This window comes from Streptomyces sp. NPDC046915, assembly GCF_040644935.1.
Classification (GTDB): domain Bacteria; phylum Actinomycetota; class Actinomycetes; order Streptomycetales; family Streptomycetaceae; genus Streptomyces.
On record NZ_JBEYXB010000023.1, the window covers coordinates 56072 to 78168 of the forward strand.

Annotated in this window: 22 protein-coding genes; 10 read left to right on the forward strand and 12 right to left on the reverse strand. The window is 68.2% G+C overall.

Annotated elements, in window-relative coordinates; translation table 11 throughout:
• Window positions 1-3 precede the first annotated feature (3 nt).
• Window positions 4-1284: an MFS transporter gene (locus ABZ915_RS40030; RefSeq protein WP_361813718.1), complete on the reverse strand. Its 1281-nt coding sequence runs from the start codon at window positions 1282-1284 to the stop codon at window positions 4-6.
• Window positions 1285-1424: 140 nt separating this feature from the next.
• On the opposite strand from ABZ915_RS40030, the gene ABZ915_RS40035 reads away from it, so the two are divergent.
• Complete coding sequence (locus ABZ915_RS40035; RefSeq protein WP_361813720.1) at window positions 1425-4088, forward strand: AAA family ATPase; 2664 nt, start codon at window positions 1425-1427, stop codon at window positions 4086-4088.
• Here ABZ915_RS40035 and ABZ915_RS40040 read toward each other — a convergent pair.
• Together ABZ915_RS40040 and ABZ915_RS40045 are read right to left on the reverse strand one after the other, a co-directional pair.
• The gene (locus ABZ915_RS40040) at window positions 4050-4424 is read right to left on the reverse strand and encodes a DUF2255 family protein (RefSeq protein ID WP_361813722.1); all 375 of its coding nucleotides are present in this window, start codon (window positions 4422-4424) and stop codon (window positions 4050-4052) included. The genes ABZ915_RS40035 and ABZ915_RS40040 overlap by 39 nt on opposite strands.
• Window positions 4425-4519: 95 nt before the next feature.
• Window positions 4520-4891, reverse strand: a complete 372-nt coding sequence (locus ABZ915_RS40045; RefSeq protein ID WP_361813724.1) for an SMP-30/gluconolactonase/LRE family protein — start codon at window positions 4889-4891, stop codon at window positions 4520-4522.
• Window positions 4892-5147: 256 nt separating this feature from the next.
• Between ABZ915_RS40045 and ABZ915_RS40050 the strand changes: the two genes are divergently transcribed.
• Entirely contained in the window at window positions 5148-5282 is a 135-nt protein-coding gene (locus tag ABZ915_RS40050) for a hypothetical protein (RefSeq protein ID WP_361813726.1), read from the forward strand.
• Between the two features lie 53 nt (window positions 5283-5335).
• Here ABZ915_RS40050 and ABZ915_RS40055 read toward each other — a convergent pair whose 3' ends face one another.
• Window positions 5336-6094, reverse strand: a complete 759-nt coding sequence (locus ABZ915_RS40055) for a TetR family transcriptional regulator (protein WP_361813728.1) — start codon at window positions 6092-6094, stop codon at window positions 5336-5338.
• A gap of 105 nt (window positions 6095-6199) precedes the next feature.
• Between ABZ915_RS40055 and ABZ915_RS40060 the strand changes: the two genes are divergently transcribed.
• Both ABZ915_RS40060 and ABZ915_RS40065 read left to right on the forward strand, forming a co-directional pair.
• Entirely contained in the window at window positions 6200-6679 is a 480-nt protein-coding gene (locus tag ABZ915_RS40060) for an SRPBCC domain-containing protein (protein ID WP_361813730.1), read from the forward strand.
• 249 nt (window positions 6680-6928) lie between these two features.
• Window positions 6929-7747 carry an SDR family oxidoreductase gene (locus tag ABZ915_RS40065; protein ID WP_361813732.1) on the forward strand — a complete coding sequence of 273 codons (819 nt, stop codon included), beginning with the start codon at window positions 6929-6931 and terminating at the stop codon, window positions 7745-7747.
• A 507-nt stretch (window positions 7748-8254) separates the two neighbouring features.
• Here ABZ915_RS40065 and ABZ915_RS40070 read toward each other — a convergent pair.
• The 4 genes from ABZ915_RS40070 to ABZ915_RS40085 form a co-directional block, all read right to left on the reverse strand.
• Window positions 8255-9097, reverse strand: a complete 843-nt coding sequence (locus ABZ915_RS40070; RefSeq protein WP_361813734.1) for a carbohydrate ABC transporter permease — start codon at window positions 9095-9097, stop codon at window positions 8255-8257.
• A 3-nt stretch (window positions 9098-9100) separates the two neighbouring features.
• Window positions 9101-10090, reverse strand: coding sequence for a sugar ABC transporter permease (locus ABZ915_RS40075; RefSeq protein WP_361813736.1), 990 nt, complete (start codon window positions 10088-10090; stop codon window positions 9101-9103).
• A 75-nt stretch (window positions 10091-10165) separates the two neighbouring features.
• Window positions 10166-11509, reverse strand: coding sequence for a sugar ABC transporter substrate-binding protein (locus ABZ915_RS40080; RefSeq protein WP_361813738.1), 1344 nt, complete (start codon window positions 11507-11509; stop codon window positions 10166-10168).
• Between the two features lie 144 nt (window positions 11510-11653).
• Window positions 11654-12673 carry a LacI family DNA-binding transcriptional regulator gene (locus ABZ915_RS40085; protein ID WP_361813740.1) on the reverse strand — a complete coding sequence of 340 codons (1020 nt, stop codon included), beginning with the start codon at window positions 12671-12673 and terminating at the stop codon, window positions 11654-11656.
• 180 nt (window positions 12674-12853) lie between these two features.
• Here ABZ915_RS40085 and ABZ915_RS40090 point away from each other — a divergent pair, with 180 nt between their 5' ends.
• Window positions 12854-14203 carry a mucin-1 gene (locus tag ABZ915_RS40090; protein WP_361813742.1) on the forward strand — a complete coding sequence of 450 codons (1350 nt, stop codon included), beginning with the start codon at window positions 12854-12856 and terminating at the stop codon, window positions 14201-14203.
• Window positions 14204-14741: 538 nt separating this feature from the next.
• Window positions 14742-14972 carry a hypothetical protein gene (locus tag ABZ915_RS40095; protein ID WP_361813744.1) on the forward strand — a complete coding sequence of 77 codons (231 nt, stop codon included), beginning with the start codon at window positions 14742-14744 and terminating at the stop codon, window positions 14970-14972.
• Window positions 14973-15503: 531 nt separating this feature from the next.
• Here ABZ915_RS40095 and ABZ915_RS40100 read toward each other — a convergent pair.
• Complete coding sequence (locus ABZ915_RS40100; RefSeq protein ID WP_361813746.1) at window positions 15504-16676, reverse strand: epoxide hydrolase family protein; 1173 nt, start codon at window positions 16674-16676, stop codon at window positions 15504-15506.
• Between the two features lie 102 nt (window positions 16677-16778).
• On the opposite strand from ABZ915_RS40100, the gene ABZ915_RS40105 reads away from it, so the two are divergent.
• The 3 genes from ABZ915_RS40105 (at window position 16779) to ABZ915_RS40115 (ending at window position 18869) form a co-directional block, all read left to right on the forward strand.
• Window positions 16779-17354 carry a CGNR zinc finger domain-containing protein gene (locus tag ABZ915_RS40105; protein WP_361813748.1) on the forward strand — a complete coding sequence of 192 codons (576 nt, stop codon included), beginning with the start codon at window positions 16779-16781 and terminating at the stop codon, window positions 17352-17354.
• A 184-nt stretch (window positions 17355-17538) separates the two neighbouring features.
• Window positions 17539-18081, forward strand: coding sequence for a hypothetical protein (locus tag ABZ915_RS40110; RefSeq protein WP_361813750.1), 543 nt, complete (start codon window positions 17539-17541; stop codon window positions 18079-18081).
• A 338-nt stretch (window positions 18082-18419) separates the two neighbouring features.
• Window positions 18420-18869, forward strand: coding sequence for a hypothetical protein (locus ABZ915_RS40115; protein ID WP_361813752.1), 450 nt, complete (start codon window positions 18420-18422; stop codon window positions 18867-18869).
• 305 nt (window positions 18870-19174) lie between these two features.
• On the opposite strand, the gene ABZ915_RS40120 is transcribed toward ABZ915_RS40115, so the two are convergent.
• From ABZ915_RS40120 to ABZ915_RS40130, 3 genes are all read right to left on the reverse strand, one after another.
• Window positions 19175-19531, reverse strand: a complete 357-nt coding sequence (locus tag ABZ915_RS40120) for a hypothetical protein (RefSeq protein ID WP_361813754.1) — start codon at window positions 19529-19531, stop codon at window positions 19175-19177.
• 41 nt (window positions 19532-19572) lie between these two features.
• Window positions 19573-20073: a hypothetical protein gene (locus ABZ915_RS40125; protein WP_361813756.1), complete on the reverse strand. Its 501-nt coding sequence runs from the start codon at window positions 20071-20073 to the stop codon at window positions 19573-19575.
• A 241-nt stretch (window positions 20074-20314) separates the two neighbouring features.
• Window positions 20315-20980 carry a hypothetical protein gene (locus ABZ915_RS40130; protein ID WP_361813757.1) on the reverse strand — a complete coding sequence of 222 codons (666 nt, stop codon included), beginning with the start codon at window positions 20978-20980 and terminating at the stop codon, window positions 20315-20317.
• Between the two features lie 655 nt (window positions 20981-21635).
• Between ABZ915_RS40130 and ABZ915_RS40135 the strand changes: the two genes are divergently transcribed.
• A complete protein-coding gene (locus tag ABZ915_RS40135) occupies window positions 21636-21773 on the forward strand; it encodes a hypothetical protein (protein WP_361813758.1) in 138 nt (45 codons plus the stop codon).
• The last annotated feature ends 324 nt before the right edge of the window (window positions 21774-22097 follow it).

Consider the following 22097-nt stretch of genomic DNA (forward strand, 5'->3'; position numbering starts at 1 on the left):
GGTTCAGGCCTTTCGCGTCGAGAGAGCCGAGATGAGCAGGGTCAGGGCGGCGCAGGCCAGGAAGGCCGCGCCGTAGGAGGGGAGCAGGGTCATGAAGGACAGGCCGGTGGCTCCGCCGATCTGCCGGGTGGCGTTGACCAGCCCACCGGCCAGGCCGCTGTCGGCGGCCGGGACGCCCGCGGAGGACATCGCGGTGAGCCGGACGAACGCCACGCCAAGGCCGATGCCGATGAGGAGCGTCGGACCGAGCAGATCGACAGGGAAGGTGCCGTCGGCCGGGGTTCGGGACAGCCAGGCCAGTCCGGCCGCGAGGACCAGCAGGCCCACGGGGAGCACGTAGCGGCCGGAGACTTTGCCGGTGATCCAGGACGAGAGGGTGATCACGAGGGCGAGGGGAAGCTGGGTCAGCCCGACCTCCAAGGGCGAGTAGCCAAGGGCGCGTTGCTGGTAGAGGGGCAGGAAGTAGAACAGGCCGAGCCAGACCGCGCCCAGCAGGGCCATCAGTACGTTGGGCACCGCCACGATCTTCATGCGCGTCGGCAGCAGCGGGTCGGCGGAGCGGCGCTGGAGCACCACGAACAGGCCGAGCAGCGCCAGACCGATCACGGCGAGCGGCCAGGGGCCGGACAGGCCGTAGGTGAGTGCGACCAGTCCCGCCGTCACCGTCACCGCGCCCGGCGCGTCCAGGCTTCCGCCGCGTGGCCGGTCGGCCCCGACCAGCAGCCAGGTGGCCACCAGGGCGGCCACGGCGAGGGGCACCATCACGACGAACACCGCACGCCAGCCGTACAGGCCGGTGAGCAGCCCGCTCAGCAGCACGCCTGCCGCGCCGCCGGCACCGGAGACCGCGCCCCACACTCCGAGCGCGGTGCCACGCCGCTCCCCGTCGGGATAGATCGTCAGGACGAGGGCCAGCGCCGTGGGCGCCAGCAGCGCGGCGCCGATTCCCTGCACTGCCCTGCAGACGATCAGCACGATCGCTGTCGGCGCCAGTGCCGCGCCCAGGGAGGAGAACGCGAACAGGCCGATGCCGAGCAGAAACACGCGGCGAAGCCCGTATACGTCGCCGGCGCGCCCGCCCGGCAGCAACAGCGCACCGAAGACCAGTACGTAGGCGTTGATCGTCCACGCCTGGCCCGTGTCCGACAGACCGAGCCCGGCCCGGATCTGAGGGAGGGCGACGTTCACGATCGAAGTGCTCAGCACGACCAGGAACTGGGAGGTGGCCAGAACCGCCAGCGATGTCCAGCCGGTGGTGATCGGTTGCCTTGCGGTGCGGGTCATGGCTCGACACTCGCAGCGAGCGCCCGCCGCTCGCGTCGGTGGTCATCGCCTAGATGACTCCCTGCGGGACGGCTTCTGGGCTACTGGAATCTGTTCTGGATCTCCCTGCGGCGCACAACACAACCGCATAGGTTTCGGACATGCCCGAGACACACACGGATGAGCTGATCGGTCGTCATGACGAGATACGGCAGCTCGACACCCTGCTCGAAGCGGCGCGGGACAGCCGGGGCGGCGCGCTGGTCCTGCGCGGTGAGCCGGGCATCGGCAAGAGCGCGCTGCTGCGGCACGTGGACGAGTCCGCCACCGGATTCCTCGTCATGCGGGCGTCCGGCGCGGAGTTCGAGACGGAGTTGCCTTTCGCCGCGCTGCACCAGTTGCTCGCGCCCGTAACGGACCGGCTGATGGCACTGCCCGCGCCGCACCGCAAGGCGCTGGAGATCGCCTTCGGCCTCGACACCGGCACACCCGATCCGTTCCTGGTCGGCGTCGCGTCGCTGGGCCTCCTGGCGGAGACCGTGCGGGAACGCCCGCTCCTGTGCGTCGTCGACGACGCGCATTGGCTGGACCAGGCGTCGGCCAAGGCGTTGGCCTTCCTGGCCCGCCGCATCTCGGCCGAGTCGATCGCCCTCGTGTTCGCGGTGCGCGAGCCGAGCCGCCTGCCCGAGCTTGACGAACTGCCCGGCCATTCGCTCAAGGGCCTTGGCGAAGCGGATGCCCGCGCGCTGCTGGCCGCCGCGATACGCGCTCCCTTGGACGAGCGGGTGCGCGACCGCATCCTGGCCGAGGCGCGCGGCAACCCCCTCGCCCTGGTGGAGCTTCCGAGGACCGCCGGACTCGGCGGGATGGCGGGCGGATTCGCCCAGCCCGACTCGGTGCCCCGCGTGATCGAGCGGAGCTTCCGGTCCCGGCTGGAGCTCCTGCCGCCGACGGCCCGGCTGCTGGTGACCGTCGCCGCCGCCGACCCGATCGGCGACCCCGGTCTGCTGTGGCGCGCGGCCGAACTCCTGGGCATCGACGCGGCTGCCGCCGCGGAGACCGCGCCGCTCGTCGAGTTCGGTACCCGGATCCGGTTCAGCCATCCCCTCGCCCGCTCGGCCGCGTACCGCGCCGCGGCGCCGGAGGAGCGGCGAAGGGCGCACGAGGCGCTGGCCGCCGTGTCCGACCCGGTCGCCGACCCCGACCGGCGTGCCTGGCATCGCGCCCAGGCCAGTACCGGACCGGACGAGCAGGTCGCAGCCGAGCTCGAAGCCTCCGCCACCCGCGCCCGCGAACGTGGCGGTGTCGCGGCGGTGGCGGCCTTCCTCGAACGCTCGGCCGCGCTCACGATCGCCCCGTTCCAACGCGCCGAGCGGGTCCTCGCCGCAGTCGAGGCCAAGCTCTCGGTGGGCGACTTCGACACGGCGGCCGAATTGCTCACCACCGTCCGGACCGACGATCCGGGCCAGGCCGCCAGGACCGAACTGCTTTGCGGCAGGCTGTCGTTCGTCCGCCGCCGGGGAGATGAAGGCCCCACGGAACACCTCCTGCGTGCCGCCGGACGGCTGGCGGCCACCGACCCCACCTGGTCACGGGAGTGCTATCTGGACGCCATCGAGATGGGCGTCCTGCTGGGCGGCCTCGACCAGGTGGTTGACGCCGTGAGGGAGGCCCCGCCATCGGATGAGCCGGTGTCCGGCGCGGCGGCGGTCCTGACCGGACTCGCCAGCCTTGTCGGTGACGGGCATCGGGCGGCGGGGAAGATCCTCAGGCCGCTCGTCGGCGACGCCGACCACGAGGTGTGGGCCAGGCGGCCGTCACTGGGCTTCATGGTGGCCACCGAGCTGTGGCACCGCGACGCCCTGTACGGCATCGCCACCCGCGCCGTCGCGGCCGGCCGAGAGTCGGGCTCCTTCCACGCGCTGCCCATCGGACTGGCCATGCAGGCCGCGGCGACCGTGCACACCGGTGACTTCGGTGCCGCGATGGAGCTGATCTCCGAGGAGGAGGCGATCGCCGACGCCACCGGTGCGGCACCACTGGTCTACCCGCGCCTCCACCTGGCCGCGTTGCGGGGGCGGCGCAAGGAAGCCGCCGAACTCTTCGCGTCGGTGGATCACCGGATGAGCCTCAGCGTGCAGTGGGCGACGGCCGTGCTCAGCAACGGCCTCGCCGACTACCCGGCCGCACTGAGGGCGGCGAAGCAAGCGGTCGAGTACGGCGCCGTCGGCACGTCGAGCCTTGCCCTGCCCGAGCTGGTCGAGGCGGCGGTGCGATGTGGCGAGACCGAGGTCGCCGCCGCGGCCCTCGCGTCCCTCCAGGAGCGCACGCAGGCGGGCCGGCAGGCGTGGGGCCTTGGCGTCGCGGCCTATGCACGGGCCCTGGTGACCGAGGACGAGTCCGCCTACCAGGAGGCGATCGGTCTGCTCGACGACGGCGCACTGGTCGTATACCGCGCCCGGGCACAGCTGCTGTACGGGGAATGGCTGCGCCGCCAGGGCCGACGGCGTGACGCCCGGTCCGCGCTGCGCCCGGCGCACGAAGCGCTGTCCGACCTCGGTCTGGAGGCGTTCGCCGAGCGCGCCGCCGGCGAGTTGCGCGCCACGGGCGAGCAGGCCCGCAGCCGCACATCGAAGGCATCGGACCAGCTGACGATGCAGGAGGTGCACATCGCACGCCTGGTCGCCGACGGCGCCACATCCAAGGAGGTGGCGGCGAAGCTGTTCCTCAGCCCGCGGACGGTCGACGCACACCTGCGCAACATCTTCCGCAAACTCGGGCTCACCTCACGCAGGCAACTGCGAGACCTGCCCGACATTCGTTAGCCGCATGGTGGTGGCCGCGGCCTCGGGCCCGTTCAACGACTCCACGGGGCCGGGCCAGCTCAACCCGTACTTGGCCCGGTAGGCACCGGAGACACGCTGGACGAGCTCGGGGTCGTCCACCGGCTGGAAGGTGACGGGCAGCCGGTCCCCGGCCACCTCCACCTCCGTGTCCGCGTGCCGCAGGACCCGGCGGTACCAGGCACTGCGCCGCCCGAAAGCCGAGCGGACATACGCCTCCCCGTCGAGCACCACCACCCAGACCGTCCTGGCCGACCACCGGCCATCCGCATGCCGTACCCACAAAACGATCTCGGCGCGATCCACATAAGCGTTCATGGAGCAACTTTCACCGTGTCGGTACTACGCACGCGTCGGCGGTCTTCACCTAGATAGGCCCGTCGGTGCGTCGGTCCTCCGGGTGCCCGGCTGGGTCATGGTTTCCCGGCACCCGGTGCTGGTGCCGGGAACGCCACAACCCGCCCGCGGGGTCGCCGCGACTCGGGTCCGCCCCAGGTCTGGCCGACGATGAACAGGCGGGGGTCGTCCCCGTGGCTGAGCGCACAGGCGAAGGCGCCGCGATCCAGGTCGACCGTGGCGAGCACCTCACCGCCCTCGCGCACACGAACGCAGTGCCGGTTGCCGACGTCGGCGTACCAGACGGCGCCTTCGGCATCCCTGCAGATTCCGTCCGGGTGATCTTCGGGTGTCCCCGCCCACACGCGCCGGTTGCCGAGGAAGCCGTGGCTGCCGATGTCGTAGGCGGTGAGCCGACTCGAGCACATCCCCGGCAATCGGGAGATCATCGACGACAGTCAGTAACTTCTGCAGGTCTTCGTACCGTGTGTAGGGCCGGTCGTATTCGGCCGCGCCGGCCCGGTAGTAGGCCATCTGCTCTGCAAGGAGAGTGTCGTCATTCATGTCGGTTCCTCTCGTCAGGGTTCGGTCGGTGCTGAGCGAGCTCAACTCGGTCGCCACAGACACTGTCGGCAATCACCTTCGGGCAAGGTCAAGAGCCACCAGGTCCTGGGACCGTCCTCGCCAACCGGCCTCGTATGGTCAGTGAGGGCGGGTGACGGTGACGACGGGCAGGCGGCGTCGTACGGCAAGTTCGACGAGGAGCCGACCCGGCCGGAGCTGGAGCGGTTCTTCTTCCTCGACGACGAGGACCGCGAGGTGATCACTCGGGGATTCTGAGAGATGCTCGTGTCCGCTCCCCACCCTCCCGGGCGGGGACGTGGCTGAGCGTGTCAACGAGTCGGCAGGCCGTGCTCTTGCTCGGAGTGGGTTGCGGGCGTGGGCGTCGGCGGTTCTTGCAGAGCCTTGAACGAGGCCAGGCCGGCCTCGATGAGCTTGGCCGCGCGACGGACGTCGGTGGTCACCGCCTTGTGCACCTGCTCAGGTGTGCGAACGCTCTCCAGGTGCTTTCCCAGGCTCCGGAACTGGATGGGCCACAGTCCGAGCAGAGCCGTTGCCGCGATCTGCGGCTCTGGATCATCCGGACTCATCCCGGTGCGCTGGGCCAGCGCCTCGGCTGCGACGCCGATGAGCTGGTCGGTCATGTCGCGGTGATAGGCCCGCAGTGAGGGCGTGGATCGGGTCAGCTCGCGGAAGCGCCTGATCAAGGCAGCGGCCTGGGCCGGGTCGTCCTGCGCGGCGATCCAGGACGTCATGCCGTGCAACTCGTCCGACAGGACCCGCAGCACCGCGTCGACCGGGTAGCGGCCAGAAGCGGCCAGACCGGTGCGCAGGGCGGTCACCGTGGTCTCGCCGAGGTCCAGGATGAGCGATTCCTTGGTGGGGAAGTAGTTGAAAACCGTCTTCTCCGAGACTCCGCACGCCTGAGCGATCTCTGCTACGCGAACGCCGTCGAAGCCGTGCTCCAGGAACATCTCGGTCGCGGTGTCCGTCAGGCGTTGCCGCATCAGACGCTTCTTCCGCTCCCGCAATCCCTCGGCCGCCGACTCCCCGGCCTGTCTGCGCCATCCCGTCCAGTCCACCGTGCTCACGCGTGACAGCGTAGTCCAGCAAGGAGATTATTACTGCTACTGTATATTTTCAGTTACTGTAACTTTCTTCTCCGGCGAGACGCCCGCACTGCCTTGGGAGCCCCCATGAGCGCCATCCACATCGTCCACGACTACCCGCATTCCTCCACGAAGGTCTGGCGCGCCGTCACCGACCCGGCGCTCATCCCCCTGTGGACGGTGACCGGCGCCGGGGCACGACCGGAAGGATTTGCCACCACCGTCGGCACCGAGTTCCAGTTCATCGCGAAGCCGAAGCCGGGATGGAGCGGCATCGTCGACTGCGTCGTGCTCGAGGTGGACGAGCCGCGACTGCTGCGCTACTCGTGGACCGACCATGGCGGTGGCGAGACCACCGAGGTCACCTACCGGATCGAGCCTCATGCCGCAGGAACGCGCTTCACCTACGACCACACCGGCTTCGCAGGAACCGCAGGGTTTTTCATGGCCCAGATCCTGGGCCACGTCCGGCGCAGGATGCTGCGCGTCGGCTTGCCCGCGGTACTCGACAAGCTCGATGAGGCCGGCAGGCTCCACCCTGGCAGCAGTCCCGAGCGCAAGATCTGACGACTGCGGCAGTGCGCTGGGGGAGTTCCGGAACGCCTTGGGCGCGGGCGTAGGGCTGGAAGCGGGGGAGGAGCCCGCCCCTTGTGGCACGTGTTCGCCCCGCTGGTGAACCAGCCCGACGCCGACAGGGGTTGCGGCTGTCAAATTCGGCTTGATGTGGTCGAGTTGGGCCGGGTCGACTCTGGGTGACCGCCCACAGCTGCCTAAGATCACCTTGTTTGTCTGCCAGCGATTGGAGGCCGAACGCTCATGACTGGTCAGCGTGTTGTGGTCGTGACCGGGGGAGGAACAGGCATCGGCGCGGCAACTGCGCAGTTGCTGCGCGAGACGGGGCACGAAGTGGTGATCTCCGGTCGTCGGCCGGAGCCGCTGGACCGTATTGCCGCGGATACCGGAGCCTTGGCTTTCCCTGCTGACGTCGCCGATCCAGACGCTGTTCATCAGCTGGTTGAGACAACTGTCGCGCGGTTCGGGCGACTCGACGGATTGGTCGTCAACGCGGGAGTGGGACGCAGCGGCGGCGTTGGTGAGCTGTCCGATGAGGACTGGGAGTTGGTCATGCGTACCAACCTCACCGGTCCCTTCCTGCTGATGCGGGCGGCATTACCGCATCTGTTGCGGGTTCGGGGGGCTGTCGTGGCGGTCGCTTCGGTCTCCGCCCTGCGTAACGGGGTAGGCAATGCCGCCTACGCGACGTCCAAGGCGGCGCTGCTTCAGCTTTGTCGGTCGTTGGCTGTGGACTATGGGCCGCGTGGCCTGAGGGCCAACACGGTGTGCCCCAGCTGGGTGCGCACGGAGATGGCGGACCGCCGTATGGCGCGCTTCGCTGAAGACGCCGGGCTGGCTTCCGGTGGTGTCGAGGCGGCATACGAAGAGGCCACCCGCCTACTGCCGGCACGTCGCCCGGGCGACCCGCGCGAGGTCGCCGAGGCCATAGCCTGGCTGCTGTCGCCGGCGGCGTCCTTCGTCAATGGTGCTGCGCTGACAGTGGACGGCGGGGTGACCGCGCTGGACCCCGGGACTGTTCCCTTCGAATTCCGTGTCACCCCGCGAGAAGAAGCGAGTTGATCTCGGCTCGTCATGTGCGTTCGTCTTGTGCGAGACCGCTGAGGTCGACGACGTGGGCTCGAGGTCCATGGCGGTACGACGACACATGTCTTCCTCGGCACCGCAGCTGCGGCGGCCCTCATGATCGGGGACCGGATGGTCCTCGATCATGAGCGGCCACCGAGATCGACTCGACGACGGGCCCCCTCAGACCCGGACGCACCGGGCAGCCTGTTTCTCGGGCGCCTCCAACCCGTCGAGGCGCACCCCTTCGACGACTGACCACCGCCGCCGGCGGCGACGCCTCCACCTACTGCGGCGTGCCCGCGCATACGAGGTCGCAGCGTGCGCGGTTCCCTCACCCGGGGCGCCGGACGGCGCTGCAGGACGTCTCGCCGAGCGCACCACAGAAGTCGAGGCGGAACCACGACTCGTGAACGAAGCCCCGGTTTCCGTCAGTGGGCCAAGGACTTGCACGTTCACGCGCGTGCCCCCAGCGCCGCGCAGACCCAGGCGACGCCACCTGCTTCATCCCTTGACCGCGGAGTTGGCGACCCCTTGCACGAACCAGCGCTGGAAGAAGGCGAAGACGACCAGCACGGGCAGGACGAGGAGAACGCCGAAGGCGAGGATCTGGCCCCAGTCCGGGGGCTGCTGGCCCTGGAAGACGCTGATCTCCAGGGGCAGGGGACGCACAGAGGGGTCGGAGACCATGAGGACCGGCCAGAGGAAGGAACCCCACTGGGTGAGGAACGTCAGGATGGCGACCGAGGCGAACGCCGGCTTGGACATAGGGACGACGATCGCGAAGAAGGTACGCCACGGGCCCGCACCGTCCAGGCGCGCCGCTTCCTCGATGCTGGGTGGAATCGTGCGGAAGAACGTGTGGAACTGGTAGACCGAGAAGGCGTTGGCGACGAACGGGACGGCCTGGATCCACACCGTGTTGCGCTGGTCGTTGAACATGTAGAACAGCGGCACGGCGACCGACTCGAACGGGACCAGCATCAGCAGCAGCACCAGCGTGAAGACGGCTTCCCTCCCACGCCACTTCAGCCGCGACAGCCCGTACGCCGCCATCGAGTTGACGAGAAGCCCGCCGGTGACCACTACGAACGCGACCAGCAGCGAGACGCCCATGAAGCGCCAGAAGTAGCCGGTGCTGTCGGTGTTCAGACTGTCCAGGACAGCGGTGTAGTTGTCGAGGGACAGGTCCGTCGGAAGGAAGCCGGACAGTCCGTTCAGGACCTCGTCGGAGGGCTTGAGGCTGCCCAGGAACAGGTAGATGACGGGCAGGACGAACACGAACGCCAGGAGTGCGAGGACGGCGTAGTCGACGGAAGTCCGCAGGCGCGTGCGGGTCGTGGCCATGGGTCAGTCCTCGTTGTCGGGCCGGACGACGCGGCGCTGGATGAGGGTCAGGACGACGACGATCAGGAAGAAGACGACGGTGATCGCGGCGGCCTGGCCGATGTTGTTCTGGTCGAAGGCGGTGGTGACGGCCTGGTACATCACCGTGCGGGTGGCGTCCTCGTCGAGCCCGCCGCCGCGGATGAGGATGTAGACCTGGTCGAAGACGCGGAAGGACAGCACGGAGGTCAGCAGGGCGACGAAGACGAGGGTGCCTCGAATGCCGGGAAGCGTGACGTGCCGGAACTGCTGCCAGCCGCTCGCACGGTCGAGCCGGGCCGCCTCGTAGAGCTCGTCCGGGATCTGCTGGAGGCCTGCCAACAGGATGACCATCTGGAAGCCGACGCCCTGCCACACCGAGAGCACGATGACCGATGCCATGGCGGTGGCCGCCTCGCCGAGCCAGTCGAAGGCGCCCCAGTGGCCGAAACTCAGCGCGTTCAGCACCGAGTTGAGCATGCCCTGATCGCTACGGGCGAGGATCAGCCGCCAGATCACGGCGACCAGCGCCATGGGGAAGACGACCGGCATGAAGAACAGCGACCGGAACAGGCCAATGGCCTTCAGCTTGCGGTTCAGCAGGATCGCCAGCGCCAGCGCGAGACCGGTCTGCAGCGGTACGACAACCACGGCGAAGGTCAGGTTGTTCAGCAGGGCCCGCAGGAACGGTCCCGACAGGTCCGGGTCGGTGAACAGGCGCCGGTACTGCTCCAGGCCGAAGAAGCTCGGCGCGAGCGGGGAGCCGAGGCGCACGTTGTAGAAGGACAGGACGAGGGCGTAGCCGAACGGGATGCCGACGAAGGCGATGAGTCCGGTGACGGCGGGCGCGGACATGAGCAGACCGTGCAGCCAGTCGCGGTGCCTGCGGACGCGCCGCGTGGCCGGGTCGGTGGAGTACATGGGCGTCCGCTTCCGGCCGGAGGTCGCGGCCTGCACGGGTTCCAGGGTTTTCACGGGGGTCCTGTTCCCGGCGGGGAGTGGGGTGCGGCGGCCGGCATGGCCCCGCACCCGCTCCCCGGCCGATGCGTCCTACGGGATCTTGTAGCCGGCGTTGTCGGAGAAGTCCTGGTCGACTGCGTGAGCGGCCTTGGACAGGGCGTCCTTCGGGTCGGTGCCGCCGTAGACGGAGTTGAGGGCCTCGCCGAACTTGGCGGTGACGGTGGGGTATCCGGCGGTCACCGGGCGGGTGACGGCGACGCAGGACTTGGTGATGTCGGTGTCCCCGCAGGGCTTGGCGAGTTGCTCGGCGAACAGTTGCAGCGGCCCGCCCTGCTTGTAGAGGGCGCTCTTGGTGAGGGCGGACTCGGTGGCGGGCGGAGCGCCGTTGGCCGTCGTCATGGCGGTGACGTTCGTGTCGCTGAGGAGGCTGTCGAGGAAGGCGCCGGCGGCCTTGCCGTTCTTGGTGTCGGCGCCGATGCCCCACGTCCAGGAGCCCTGTCCGGTCTTGGGGCCGTTGCCGAAGTCGGGCAGCGGAAGGACGACCAGGTCCTTGCCGAGGGCCTTGCTGTAAGCCGGATACATCCAGTGACCGACCCAGCTGAGAGGGACGCGGCCCTTGGCGAAGGCGTTGCCGTCGGTGTTGGCGTCGACGTACGGCTTCCAGGACTGGAAGGTCTTCAGTGCCGAGACTACGGCGGGGCTGTCCAGGGCGCCTTCGGCCTTGCCGTCCTTGAGCAGGGAGCCGCCCGCCGACCACACGACGGGCGCGAAGCCGTAGGTACCCCACTCGGTGGCCAGGCCGTTGCCCTCCTGGATGTCGAGGACCTTGCCGTCGGAGTCCTTGGCCTTCAGGGCCTTGAGCGCCGCGGTGAACTGCGCGGCCGTCCAGTCGTCGGCGAGGCCCTTGGGGTACTTCACTCCGGCGTCGTCCAGCAGCTTCTTGTTGCCGTAGATGCCGAGTCCGGAGTCGTACATACCCAGGCCGTAGTGCTTGCCGCCGACCTCGCCCTGGGCTTTGTTCGCGTCGGTGGCGTTGGCGAGGGTCTTCGCAGAGACATAGGAGTCCAGCGGGGCCAGCTTCCTGTTGTAGACGAAGTTGGCCATGGTCGGGCCGTCGAACTCCAGCACGTCCGGCAGCTGGGAGGCGTCCGTGGCCGTGATGGTCTTGGTGTAGTCGTTCTCGGGTATCAGCTTGAGCTGGACCTTGACCTTGTCCTGCGAGGAGTTGAAGGACTTCACCGCGTTCTGCAACGCGGTGGCCTCGCTCTTCTGGCCTTGGTGGGACCAGACGCTGATGGTGCCCTTGCCGCTGCCGGCCTCGGCGGAGGTGCCGGTCCCGCCGCCTCCGCCGCATGCGGCGAGAGCCGCCAGGGGGAGTGCGAGGGCCAGGCCCGTACGTGCCGCGTGACGGTACCTTCTGTTTCCGAGGATCATGGTCTGGGTGCCTCCGTGCGTCGGTGCTGAGCTGAGGGTCGGGACAAGGCGGGGTGGGGATTTCGGGCGCGGGGGAGTGGGCCTCGTACCCGTGACGGGGCGTGAGGGCCGGCGAGAGGGAGCGCTTCGTGAAACCGCGTACGTCTACTGCGGTCCGCGAGGACGGGGCGGAGCTGTGGTCTCGCGCAGGACGAGACGGATGGGCATTCCGACCCGAGTGAGCGGCGCACCCTGTGGCTCGTCGAGTTGCCGCAGCAGCAGCCGTGCGGCCTCGGCGCCCTGCCCGGCGACCGGTTGGGCGACGGTGGTCAGCCCGATCACCTCGGCCAGCTCGTGGTCGTCGAATCCGACCACCGAAACATCGTCCGGGACTTTCAGGCGGTGGCGTCGCAGGGCGCGCAGCGCACCCATGGCCATCTCGTCGGACTGGGCGAACACGGCCGTCGGCGGCCGGGCGGCGGCCAGCAGCTCGGTCATGGCACGTTCGCCGCCCTCGACGGTGTAGCCACCGTCCGCCTCCAGCTCCGGATCGTGCGCGATGCCCGTCTCGGCCAGCACGTCCAGGTAGGCCTGCCGGCGCTCGATCGGAGTGGTCCAGTGCAGCGGTTCACTGGCGCCGGAGATCATGCCGATACGGCGGTGGCCGAGGTTCACCAGATGCCGTACGGCGCTGGTGGCTCCGGCGTGGTCATCGATCCCCACGACCGTGAAGCCCTCCCTGAGGCCGCCCACGGTGGTGGCCAGCGGTACCCCGAGCGAACGCAGTGCGAGGGCCTCCTCCGCGTCGGGGACCAGCAGGGACAGCACCGCGTCCACCCGCTTGCGTACAGGCAGCTTGGTGAAGAAACGCTTGCGTGCCTCTGGCGACCCGAGGTTGTACAGGAGCACGTCGTAACCCGCGGAGCTGAAGACCTTCTCGGCGGCGTCCAGAACGGTGCCGAAGAACCAGCGGCCGATGTAGGGGGCGACGACCCCGATGGTGTACGTGCGTCCGCTGGCCAGGCTGGAGGCGGAACGCGAAGCGGTGTACCCCAGGTCGGCGGCGACGGCCGCGATCTGCGCTCGTACCTCCTCCGAGACCCCCGCCTGCCCGCGCAACGCGCGGGACACGGTGGATGCGGAGACTCCGGCGGTGCGGGCGACATCGGTGATGCTGACGGTCACGGCGCACTTCCTCCCGTCGTTTCACGTCGGTGTGATCTGTGAGTGACGTGACCGTAAACCCGTACGCATCGTTGCGCAAGCGTTTGCGTTCAGATTTACTGGGCCCGATCGTCAACCCAGATCTTCATGGCCACCGACCAGCGCACACGTTTGAGCGCTGCGAGCCGACAGGAACCGTGCATGCGATACGCCCCACCCGGCCTCTGCCTGAACGACTTCGCCCTGCTGCGCGATGACGACGGCGTCTACACCGTGCTGCACCTACAGGGGCCGTGGACGGACGAGTTCGATCACCTGCGGATGGAGACCTCGTACGGCAGGGCCACCTCCACCGACCTGGTCGACTGGCATCCGCAGGGCACCGCCTTCGGCAACGGCCTGCCCGGCCGCTTCGACCAGCAGGCCGTGTGGACCATGCACCCCTTCCGGTACGGCAGCGGCATGGCCATGTTCTACACGGGCGTTTCCGGCCTCACCCCGGACGGCTGGCCGCTGCAATCGGTCGGACTGGCCTATTCGGACCGCACCGACGGCACCGGCTGGCGACGCCACGGCACCGGACCCGTTGCCGAGGCCGATCCGCGCTGGTACCGCACCGGTGACCACATGGGCTGGCGCGACCCCTTCGTCGTACCCGACGACGAGTCCGACGGCTGGATCATGGCCGTCTGCGCCAGCGACGCCTCTCTGCCCGTCGAGGTCGGCGGCTGCGTCGCCTGGGCGACCTCCGACGATCTGGAGCACTGGACCGTCCAGCCGCCGCTCGTCTCACCGGGCGATGTCGACGAGTTGGAGTGCCCCGTCCTGGAGCGCCTCGACGACGGCAGCTGGCTGCTGCTGGGTTCTGTCGGCGCCACCCGCGGCTTCGAAGCCTGGACCGCCCCGCGTCTGCGTGGTCCCTGGACGCGTCGAGGCCCCCTCGGCCCGACCGGCGCCTACGCCCCGCGCATCATCGTGGCACCCGACGGAACCCGGGTCGTCCTGCACACCACGCCCCGCCGCGTCGGCCTCACCGACGCGGGCTCGCTGTGCCGCGGCATGCTCGCCCAGCCCAAGCTCCTCGTCACCCCCGGGGACGCGGCACCACATCTCGCCTGGTGGCCGGCCCTGGACGCCTGGCTCGACGAGGAGACCGACAGCCCCGTGCTGCATGCCGTCGGAGACATCGAGGTCACCGGACGCGTCGAGGTGGTCCTGCGCACCGACACCCCCGGCGGCGGTCTCCCCGCCCTCACCGTCGGCTGCGACGGCAAGGAGCTCTGGGCGGCCGGCCCCGGCGGGCACCGGATACGCGAGACGATGCTGACCGAGACCGTCTCCGCCCTGCGCATCCTCACGGTCGGCGAATACGTCGAGGTCTACGCCGACGGGGTCTTCGTCCTGACGGTCCCCTCCTACAGCGGCCAACCCGCCCGATGGTCGGTGACCACTGACGGACGAAGCCGCATCGTCCCCGCCCGCCCCGTCCGCCTGCCCGACCCTCACCGGGACGACGCCTCCGCCGTGTGGCCCGGTCCGTCCGCTCGCTGACCACGCGAGGGAACGAGTCGTACTTCGACGGCGGGGCGCCTCGGACGGCCCCTCCGAAGCACCGCACTCGTGCGGCGCTCCGCGTTACTGGCGTCGGCCCGTCCTGCCGCGCGGTGCCCGGAGCGAGGTGCGCGGAGTAGGAGCGTGGGCAGGCGGGAGTCGCTGATCCCGGAGGATCCTCCGCACGACTTCGCCCAGGGACTGCGTGACCTGCGGGCGGCGGCCGCGTCACCGCCGTACCGGGTCTGGCGTGGCGGGCACGGTACTCGACCTCGGCGCCGGCTGAGGGCGATCAGCCTCCGAAAAACATGTGGCAGCCTTCCAGCTCGCGGCGTCCTGCTGTCTCGGAATTTCAATAATCTGACCGAATTGTCTAATTTGGTAGTTAATTTCCACCCCCCAGGGTCCTGAACACGCAGGAACGTGATGTCACGAATTCTGGCAGTGGGTATGCGGGCCTGGGCACTCTGGATGTGGGCAAAGGGCGGCCGCTCTTGTTGACCAACGCGACGACGATCCGTGCAACAAGGGAGACTTGATGAACCGCAAAACGAGGCAATGCCGGGCCGGCACACTCCACCGAGTCGACAAGAGCCCGTCTCGCCTGCATCCGCTGGCAGATCACATCCCCGCCGTGTTGATCACGGTCATCGTCATCGTGGTCTCGGCTCGGCCGGGAGTCGACCAGCAGACAGCGACGCTCATCGGTACGGCGATCGCCGCTCTGGCGGCAGCGGCAGGGCGCCGACGACTTGCCCGAGATGAGTGACCTAAGGGCCGTCCCGCTCGGTGTCGGGTCGGCGTAGGGTCTGCGGGACGGCGTGACCGGTGGCGCCGTCCCGGCGACCTGAGAGGGCATCGTTGAACCCGAACCCCACCTGCTGTTTCTGCCATCAGGTCATCGTTCTCGATCGAGACGGGGCGGCGACCGAGCTCAGGCTCGGCGCGGTGGATCCGGCGCGAAGCGGAAGCGTGCGGCAGAAGGCATACGCCCACTCAAGGTGTCTGCGCGAGCGCGTCCACCCGAGCATCGACCTCTGGTGGGAGTTCTGAGACCGGGCCGACTTCCAAAGCTGCCGATGGCAGGTGCGATGGCCGTGGCGGACAGGCGCTGAGGTCTACCAGGAGGGACGTTCCGCAAACTCCGTTGCAGCACGACTCGCTCCCATCGGTGCTGCAAACTGCCGAACGACTGGACGCCGAGGGAGCGTGACACCGGGGGACAGGACGACGGACCGAGTCCCACTCAGCCCGTCGACACCGGTTGGAAAGGGCGCCGAGTGCCGGCACCCAGCCGCGTTCACCGATTAGCGGCCAGCACTGCCGCGAGGCCCTCTTGCAGATCTTTGACGAAATACTCGGGGACCTCCAGCGACGGGAAATGTCCCCCGGTTTCGGGCGACCTCCATCGGACGATCTGTCGGTACCGCTCCTGTGCCCAGGGGCGTGGACACTTCTCGATGTCGCGGGGATACATAGTGACTGCTGACGGGACGTCGACCCGAAGTTCGGGGTCGAGCGCGTTGTGGCTTTCGTAGTAGATGCGGGCCGCCGATGCGCCGGTCCGCGTCAGCCAATACAGGGTGACGTCGTCAAGAACGCGGTCCCTGGAAATCGTCTCGAACGGGCTGTCTTCGGTGTCCGACCACTCGCCGAACTTGTCGAGGATCCAGGCAAGAAGCCCGACCGGTGAGTCGACGAGCGAGTAGCCGATGGTCTGCGGTCGGGTCGCCTGCTGCTTCGCGTACGCCGCGCGGTGCCGCCAGAAATCGCGGGTTTCCTCGGTCCATTGACGCTCGGCCGCCGTCAGTCCGTCCGTTGTCAACCCGGGCGGTGCCTCCGCGAACGTTGTGTGGATGCCGAGGACGCGCGCCGGGAACCTGCCGCCGAGAACCGTGGTGATATGGCCTCCCCAGTCGCCGCCGTGGGCTACGAACTTGCTGTAGCCGAGCCTTCCCATCAGTTCCACCCATGCGGCCGCGATCTTTTCGGTTCCCCACCCGGTGGTGGCCGGCTTGTCGCTGTAACCAAAGCCTGGTAGCGAGGGGACCACGACGTGGAACGCCGGAGCGTCTGCGTCTTCCGGATCCGCCAGCTCGTCCACTACATCGATGAACTCGGCAATGGTGCCTGGCCAGCCGTGGGTCAAGATCAGAGGAGTGGCATCTGCGCGCGCGGATCGGCGGTGCAGGAAGTGGACTCCCAGATCATCAATGGTCGTACGGAACTGGCCGATCCGATTGAGGCGGTCTTCGAACGACCGCCAGTTGTACCCGGTGCGCCAGTAGTTCACGACATCGATGAGGTCGGCGAGCGGAACGCCCTGTTCCCATCGGTCGGGGGCGGGCGCGGCGCGATTGACCGTCTCAGTCTCCGGTAGCCGCGCCGCGGCTAGTCGCGCGCGCAGATCGTCGAGGTCAGCGTCAGTTGCGTGGGCTTCAAATGCTTGCACGTCGCTGGTCGGACGGGGCATGAGGCCTCCTGGCCGTCGCGGAACCGGCTACGAACTATCACGAACCGGCTAAGACGGTTCTAACATGCCATCATGGCACGCGCAACCAGCTAAGGTGGTTCCATGCGTGCTGAGTTCCCTGACTTTCGCCTCGGTAAGGTGCTAGCGACCAGCTTCACGGCGACTCTGACGGAGCGTCATGGCGACGCTGTGGAGCGCATTCCCGCGCCGCACCGACTCGCCGACTGGCTGGCAGTGAGCGGCCTCGCTGTGGACTCCTGCACCACTGCCCAGCTCGACCTCGCTCGGGAACTGAGGGAGTCGATTCACGCCGCCGCGACAGCGGCCGCGATCCAGGCCGCTCTGCCTGCAACTGCTGTCCAAGTCATCAATGACTACAGTGCTCAGGGTCGGGCCGCAGCGATTCTGACAGTCGAGGGCAAGCGGCAATGGCGGCTCAGTTCGGCTTCCTGCGTGGAAGACGCCCTCAGCGTGATCGCTGCCGACGCGATCAGCATCATCGCAGGCGAACGAGACGGAAGATTGGCCTTGTGTGCGTCACCAACCTGCCAAGCCGCCTTCTTCGACACCAGCCAAAGTCGCACCCGTAGATGGTGCGACATGAACACGTGCGGGAATCGTCAGAAGAAAGCGCGCTTCAATGCCAACCAGCGCAAAAACCTCAGATCATCGGAGTGACCGTTACCCTCGGTACATCCAAGTGGACCCCACGCCTGCGTCACTGGCAACGCCGACACCAAGCCCGCGCCCGTGCGTCCCACTACCAAGGGCAAGCAACTGGCCGGCCATAGCGATCGCGACCCCTGGGTTCTGGCGGTATTGATATGCCGTGAGGACGGCTGCCGGTGCATGCTTCCTCACTGTGGAAATCACGACGGGCGAGCTACAACGCCTCCGATCCGGACCGGAAGCTGAGGACGACCAGCCGCGCCCATTTCTCGTACGCGTCCGGTTCGCCGCCGGGGATCCGGCGCAGGTCGTAGACAATGCGCGTGCGGTACTGACGTGCGTGGTCGCGCAGATGGGTGACTGGCCGGCATGTGAGCTCTGGCCGCAGTTGCTCCCGACCTGGTTCATCCAGCGATGCGCTCCCGAGCCCTCGGAACCGGAGCACGGCGAGACTTTCGACGCCGAGGCGTGGCTGCGGCGGTGGCGGGCGATGACGCCGGAGCAGAAGGCCGCCGTCGATCAGGGACCGTGGACGCTCTCGGGTTGGCTGTACTACTTCGATCCGACCGGGGAAGGGATGGGAGACGATCGCAGCTGGTGGTGGTGGAACGCGGGAACCGATGAGCCGGACGCCGGTTGGGTGCAGGTGGCCACCACTGGCTGGCCCTTCGGCAGCGGTTCGCTGTCCTGGCTGATTGAGGCCAGCGGGGGTACGGACCTCGTCTACGGGCCGTGAGCAGCGACTCGGCGGGATCGGGATCTACGACTGGAGTGTGAGGCGGGGTGAGTTGGCAGGCCAGGGCGCGACCGGACGCTTGGGGGAGTGCGGTGTTGCGGCCGTCCCAGCGGGTTGGTGTGGGGCGCGGTGAGCGGGCCGGTGACCGCGCGGATGACGGCCTCGGTGGGAGCTGGACATGCCTGGTCTCTGCCGGGTCACCACCAGCCGATTCCAGGGTTTTGCATGAAACGGAGCAGTGGCGATGACCAGCCTTTGTTGGTGGGAAGACTGTTCAAGTGGCCTCCGCAATTTTCGCCTTCGTAGGAGTTCTACTCGGTTCCCTGACTACGTCCGTCTTGACGATCTACAAGGATCGACTCGCAGCCAGGCACGAGAGCATGGTTCGCGACCAGCAGTACGAGCGAGATCGACAAGCTGCCAGGGACGATTTCCAAAGGGAGAGCATTTCGGCCCTGCAGTCGGCTGTCTCAGACGTGATCAAGGCCGCCTACGGAGAACTTGACCGTGCCCTCGCCGAGCTCCGCGCGTCTGGCTCATGGCCCGCGCGTCAGTGGGAGACCCCAACGGCTGAAGGTTGGTCGGAGTCTGTGCTACAGCTTCAACTCTCGGCGGCCCGCGTCCTTGATGAGGAACTGCGTCAATCGGCGCACGAGATCCAACGCGTTGCAGGTGAAGCGATTTGGGCGGCAGACCTCACCGCCGCAAAGCAGCACAGCCGACGCCTTGAGCCCTTGCACGTGCGATTCAACGACACTGCTAACAGGATCTTCACTTCGCTCTTCTGACCCAGCTGGCAGCGCGGGTCGACGTCTGGCCGAAGACGATCGTGCAGACCTGCGTGGTCCACCTGCTGCGGAACTCCTTCCGCTGTGCCGCCCGCCAGGACTGAGAGAAGATCGCCAAGCCCTTCAAACCCGTCTACACCGCACCGGCCGAGGAGGCCGCCCTCGAGCGGTTCACCGATTTCGCCGACGCCCGGGGCAGGATCCGGCGAGCTCTCGGCATCACCCCGAGCACAGCAGTCCGCTGGTCGGATCTCGCCGGACGTACCTGCAGCGGCTACGTCGCCCGCGTGGTGAAGAGCGATACGTCAGGGCTGTGCAGCGGGGTTCTCCCGCTCGGCGAGGAACTTGTCGAGCAACTCGAAGAGCACCTTGAGGACGTGCACTTCCTGCTCGGGTGTGAGGTCCCACCCGGCCTGCCGGCTCGGGAGGGCGATCTGCCGAATCTGGGCTTCCCAAACGAGGTTGCCGCTGACCTGGTGGTTCGCCATCAGCCACTCGCGCCACCCGTCCAGGCCTGGCCCGCCATGCCGACGGGCAGCTTGGTCATAGCCCACCACGAAGGCGGTTACTCCGCTGAGCGTCGTGGGGCCGATGAACATGCCGGTCCGCTTCGCGAACTGGGCGAAGTACTCGCGCTCACTCATCTCCATCAGATTCGTCACCCTGGAATTCTGCCGCCTCGGCTGTCGACTGCGGGCGCCGGTCAGAGCGCGCCGCTGATCCGTTGAGCCAGCCCTTCGAGGAACTCTTGAAGGCTTGCGGCAGCAAGGTCGAACTGGTCGAACCAGGAGGCGGTGGTGGACATCCAGACCCGCCCGGAGCCAGCCAGCGCGAACAGATGGCCGCCGCCGTCGCTGGCGAACACCAGGGCAGGCTCTTCCCCATCGATCTGGATGGACCCGTACTCGCGGAAGTGGCTTGCGACGGTTGAGGACGGATGGATGAAGTAGCCGAACTCCACATCGGGCAGGGAGACCTCGTCGATCACCCAGTACATCGTGGTCAGATCCGAAGGTATCGGCGTCAGTTCCACGAGTGCGTCCGTCGCTTGGTGGCTCTCCTCGGTTGCGAGCGCGACCACGTTCCTGCCAGCTGGGAAGCCGTGCCGCACCTGGAACGACTGCATCACTTTGATGAGCGCCGCACGCACCTGCTCGCACCAGACCCGGACCCACTCGGCATCAAGCCGTTCATCAGCCACCATCGACCTCTTCAGCCGCAGGGAACTCACCTTCCGCGAGCCCGGAAGAACATACAGGAGCGGCTCGCGCCGGCCCGGTCGGGTAGGCGTTGACCGTCGCTGTGGCCGTCGGCGTCGATGACGCGCGAGTGCCCCTCCACTTGGGGGAGGGGCACCTGCCGGCAGCGGCCCAGCGTGTGCGGGAACGTTCCGCGACGAGACCGAGGGCGTGGTAGAGCATCGATGATGCGCGAGGTGCTCTTCGCTAGAAACGGCGCACGCGGAGCATGAACTGGCAGCCGCCGCTGCGGCCATCGGTGTCGATGCTGATCGTCACCGGGTTGCCGTCGTAGGCCGTTTGGTACTGGTCCTTGGGAAGGGGAGGATGGTCCGGCGACCCGCACTGGCCGGCGTCGCCGTCGGCGTAGAACTGCACGTCAAGGCCGACGTCATCACGGCCCGACACAGTGAAGGTGAGGTTGCAGTAGCCCGGACGGTTGTCGCTGTCGATCCTGACGGTGTGGCCGAACGTGCGGATCCGCTTGATCGGCATCGGGAAGGTGCCCTGGTAGTCGCCGCACTGCCCCGCGGCGTCGTCGCTACTGGGCAGGAAGGTGTAGCTGATGGCTGCGCCGTCGATGGCGTGGTCCGGGTCGTAGACGCCGAAGGCCAGCTGGCAGCCTCCAGGGCGGTTGTCGGTGTCGATCCGGATGGCGGGGGTCCAGTCCGGTGAGGCGGCCCACTGCTGTCCTGTCGCTCCGGTGCACTGACCGGCGTCGCCGTCGGGATTGAACTGGACGCCGATCTCCGGAGCGGCGACTTGCGGGGTTGCTTGTGTGGCGTGTGCGGCGGTGCCGGACAAGCAGGCCGTGGCCAGGGCGGTGGCGGCCAGGGTGCAGGCCAGGCGTCTGGTCCGTTGCAGTCTGGTCATACGGTATCCCCTCCAAGGTGGTCCTGGGCCGCGGCAGGCCCGGGGGTGTCGCGGTGGGGATGTTGAACCGCTGCCCCGGGCGGCGCACGCGGTCGGCTGCGCAGCAGTGGTGCGGGTGTCGCGTGGCGCGGGTGTCGCGTGGCGCGTCGTGTCCGGACTTTCAGGGCGAGAGGTGCGGCATATGCCCCGGCGGATTCAGGTTGAGTATGCGGGGCTGTAGCAGCGTGTGCCTGCACGGTAACGCGCCAAATTGCGGGGGTATGGAACCGGCCCAGGTCCCGACGACTGCTCGGCTCGTGGGCCGGGAAAGGGTCTCCCTCGGGCAGCCGGGTCTTCGTCAGGCTGGCTGGCGCGGTGCGGCTCGTTCCACTCCGTAGCCCGGGCCCCCGGTCCGCGCTGCTGCGCGTGCACGACGACATCGCCGACGGCACCGCCTACTGGGCCGCGCTGTCGGCTCGCGTCGACCAGCCGTTCATCTCCGACGACCCGATCCTCCAGCAGTCCGCTTCAGGGGGCGGCGTCCCTGGCGGTGTTCGAGGCGTCGGAGGCCGAAGTCCTCCTCTTGCCGCCCGGCACGCCGTTGGTGCTGGCGAAGTGGTTGACCGTGACCGTCGGTCCGGACATCCACATCAAGGTCGGCTGCACCCTCTGCTCCATGCCATGGAAGCTGATCGGCCGCCACGTGGGCGTCTGTTTCACCACGGCCATGGTGCAGGTCTTCCACGAGGACGGGCTGGCCAACAGATCCGAGACCTGGCAGTCCTGCGCCGGCTCCACCGGGGCGAGTCCGTGATCTTGTTCGGACGCCAGATGACCGCACCGCAGGCCAGCCCTGACCGGCCACCCGAAACGGGGTCTCACCCAGAGGCGAGCTACTCCGAAAGGGGCGGGTGGGGGGGGTAGAAATCCTTCCCCGTCACGGACGCTTCCGGTGGTGCAAGACTCCCTCCAAGACGGCCGCACAACGCGGGTGCTCGGCCGGGTTCCATGCCGCCGACGCTCACCTCGCGCCCTGCTGGTGCGCACGGCTGATCCGTCCATGATGCGAAGGCAAAGCCATGTCCGCTCGGCTCCCTGAGCCTCACCTTCCGCCCCCACGAGCCCCAGAGAATTCTCC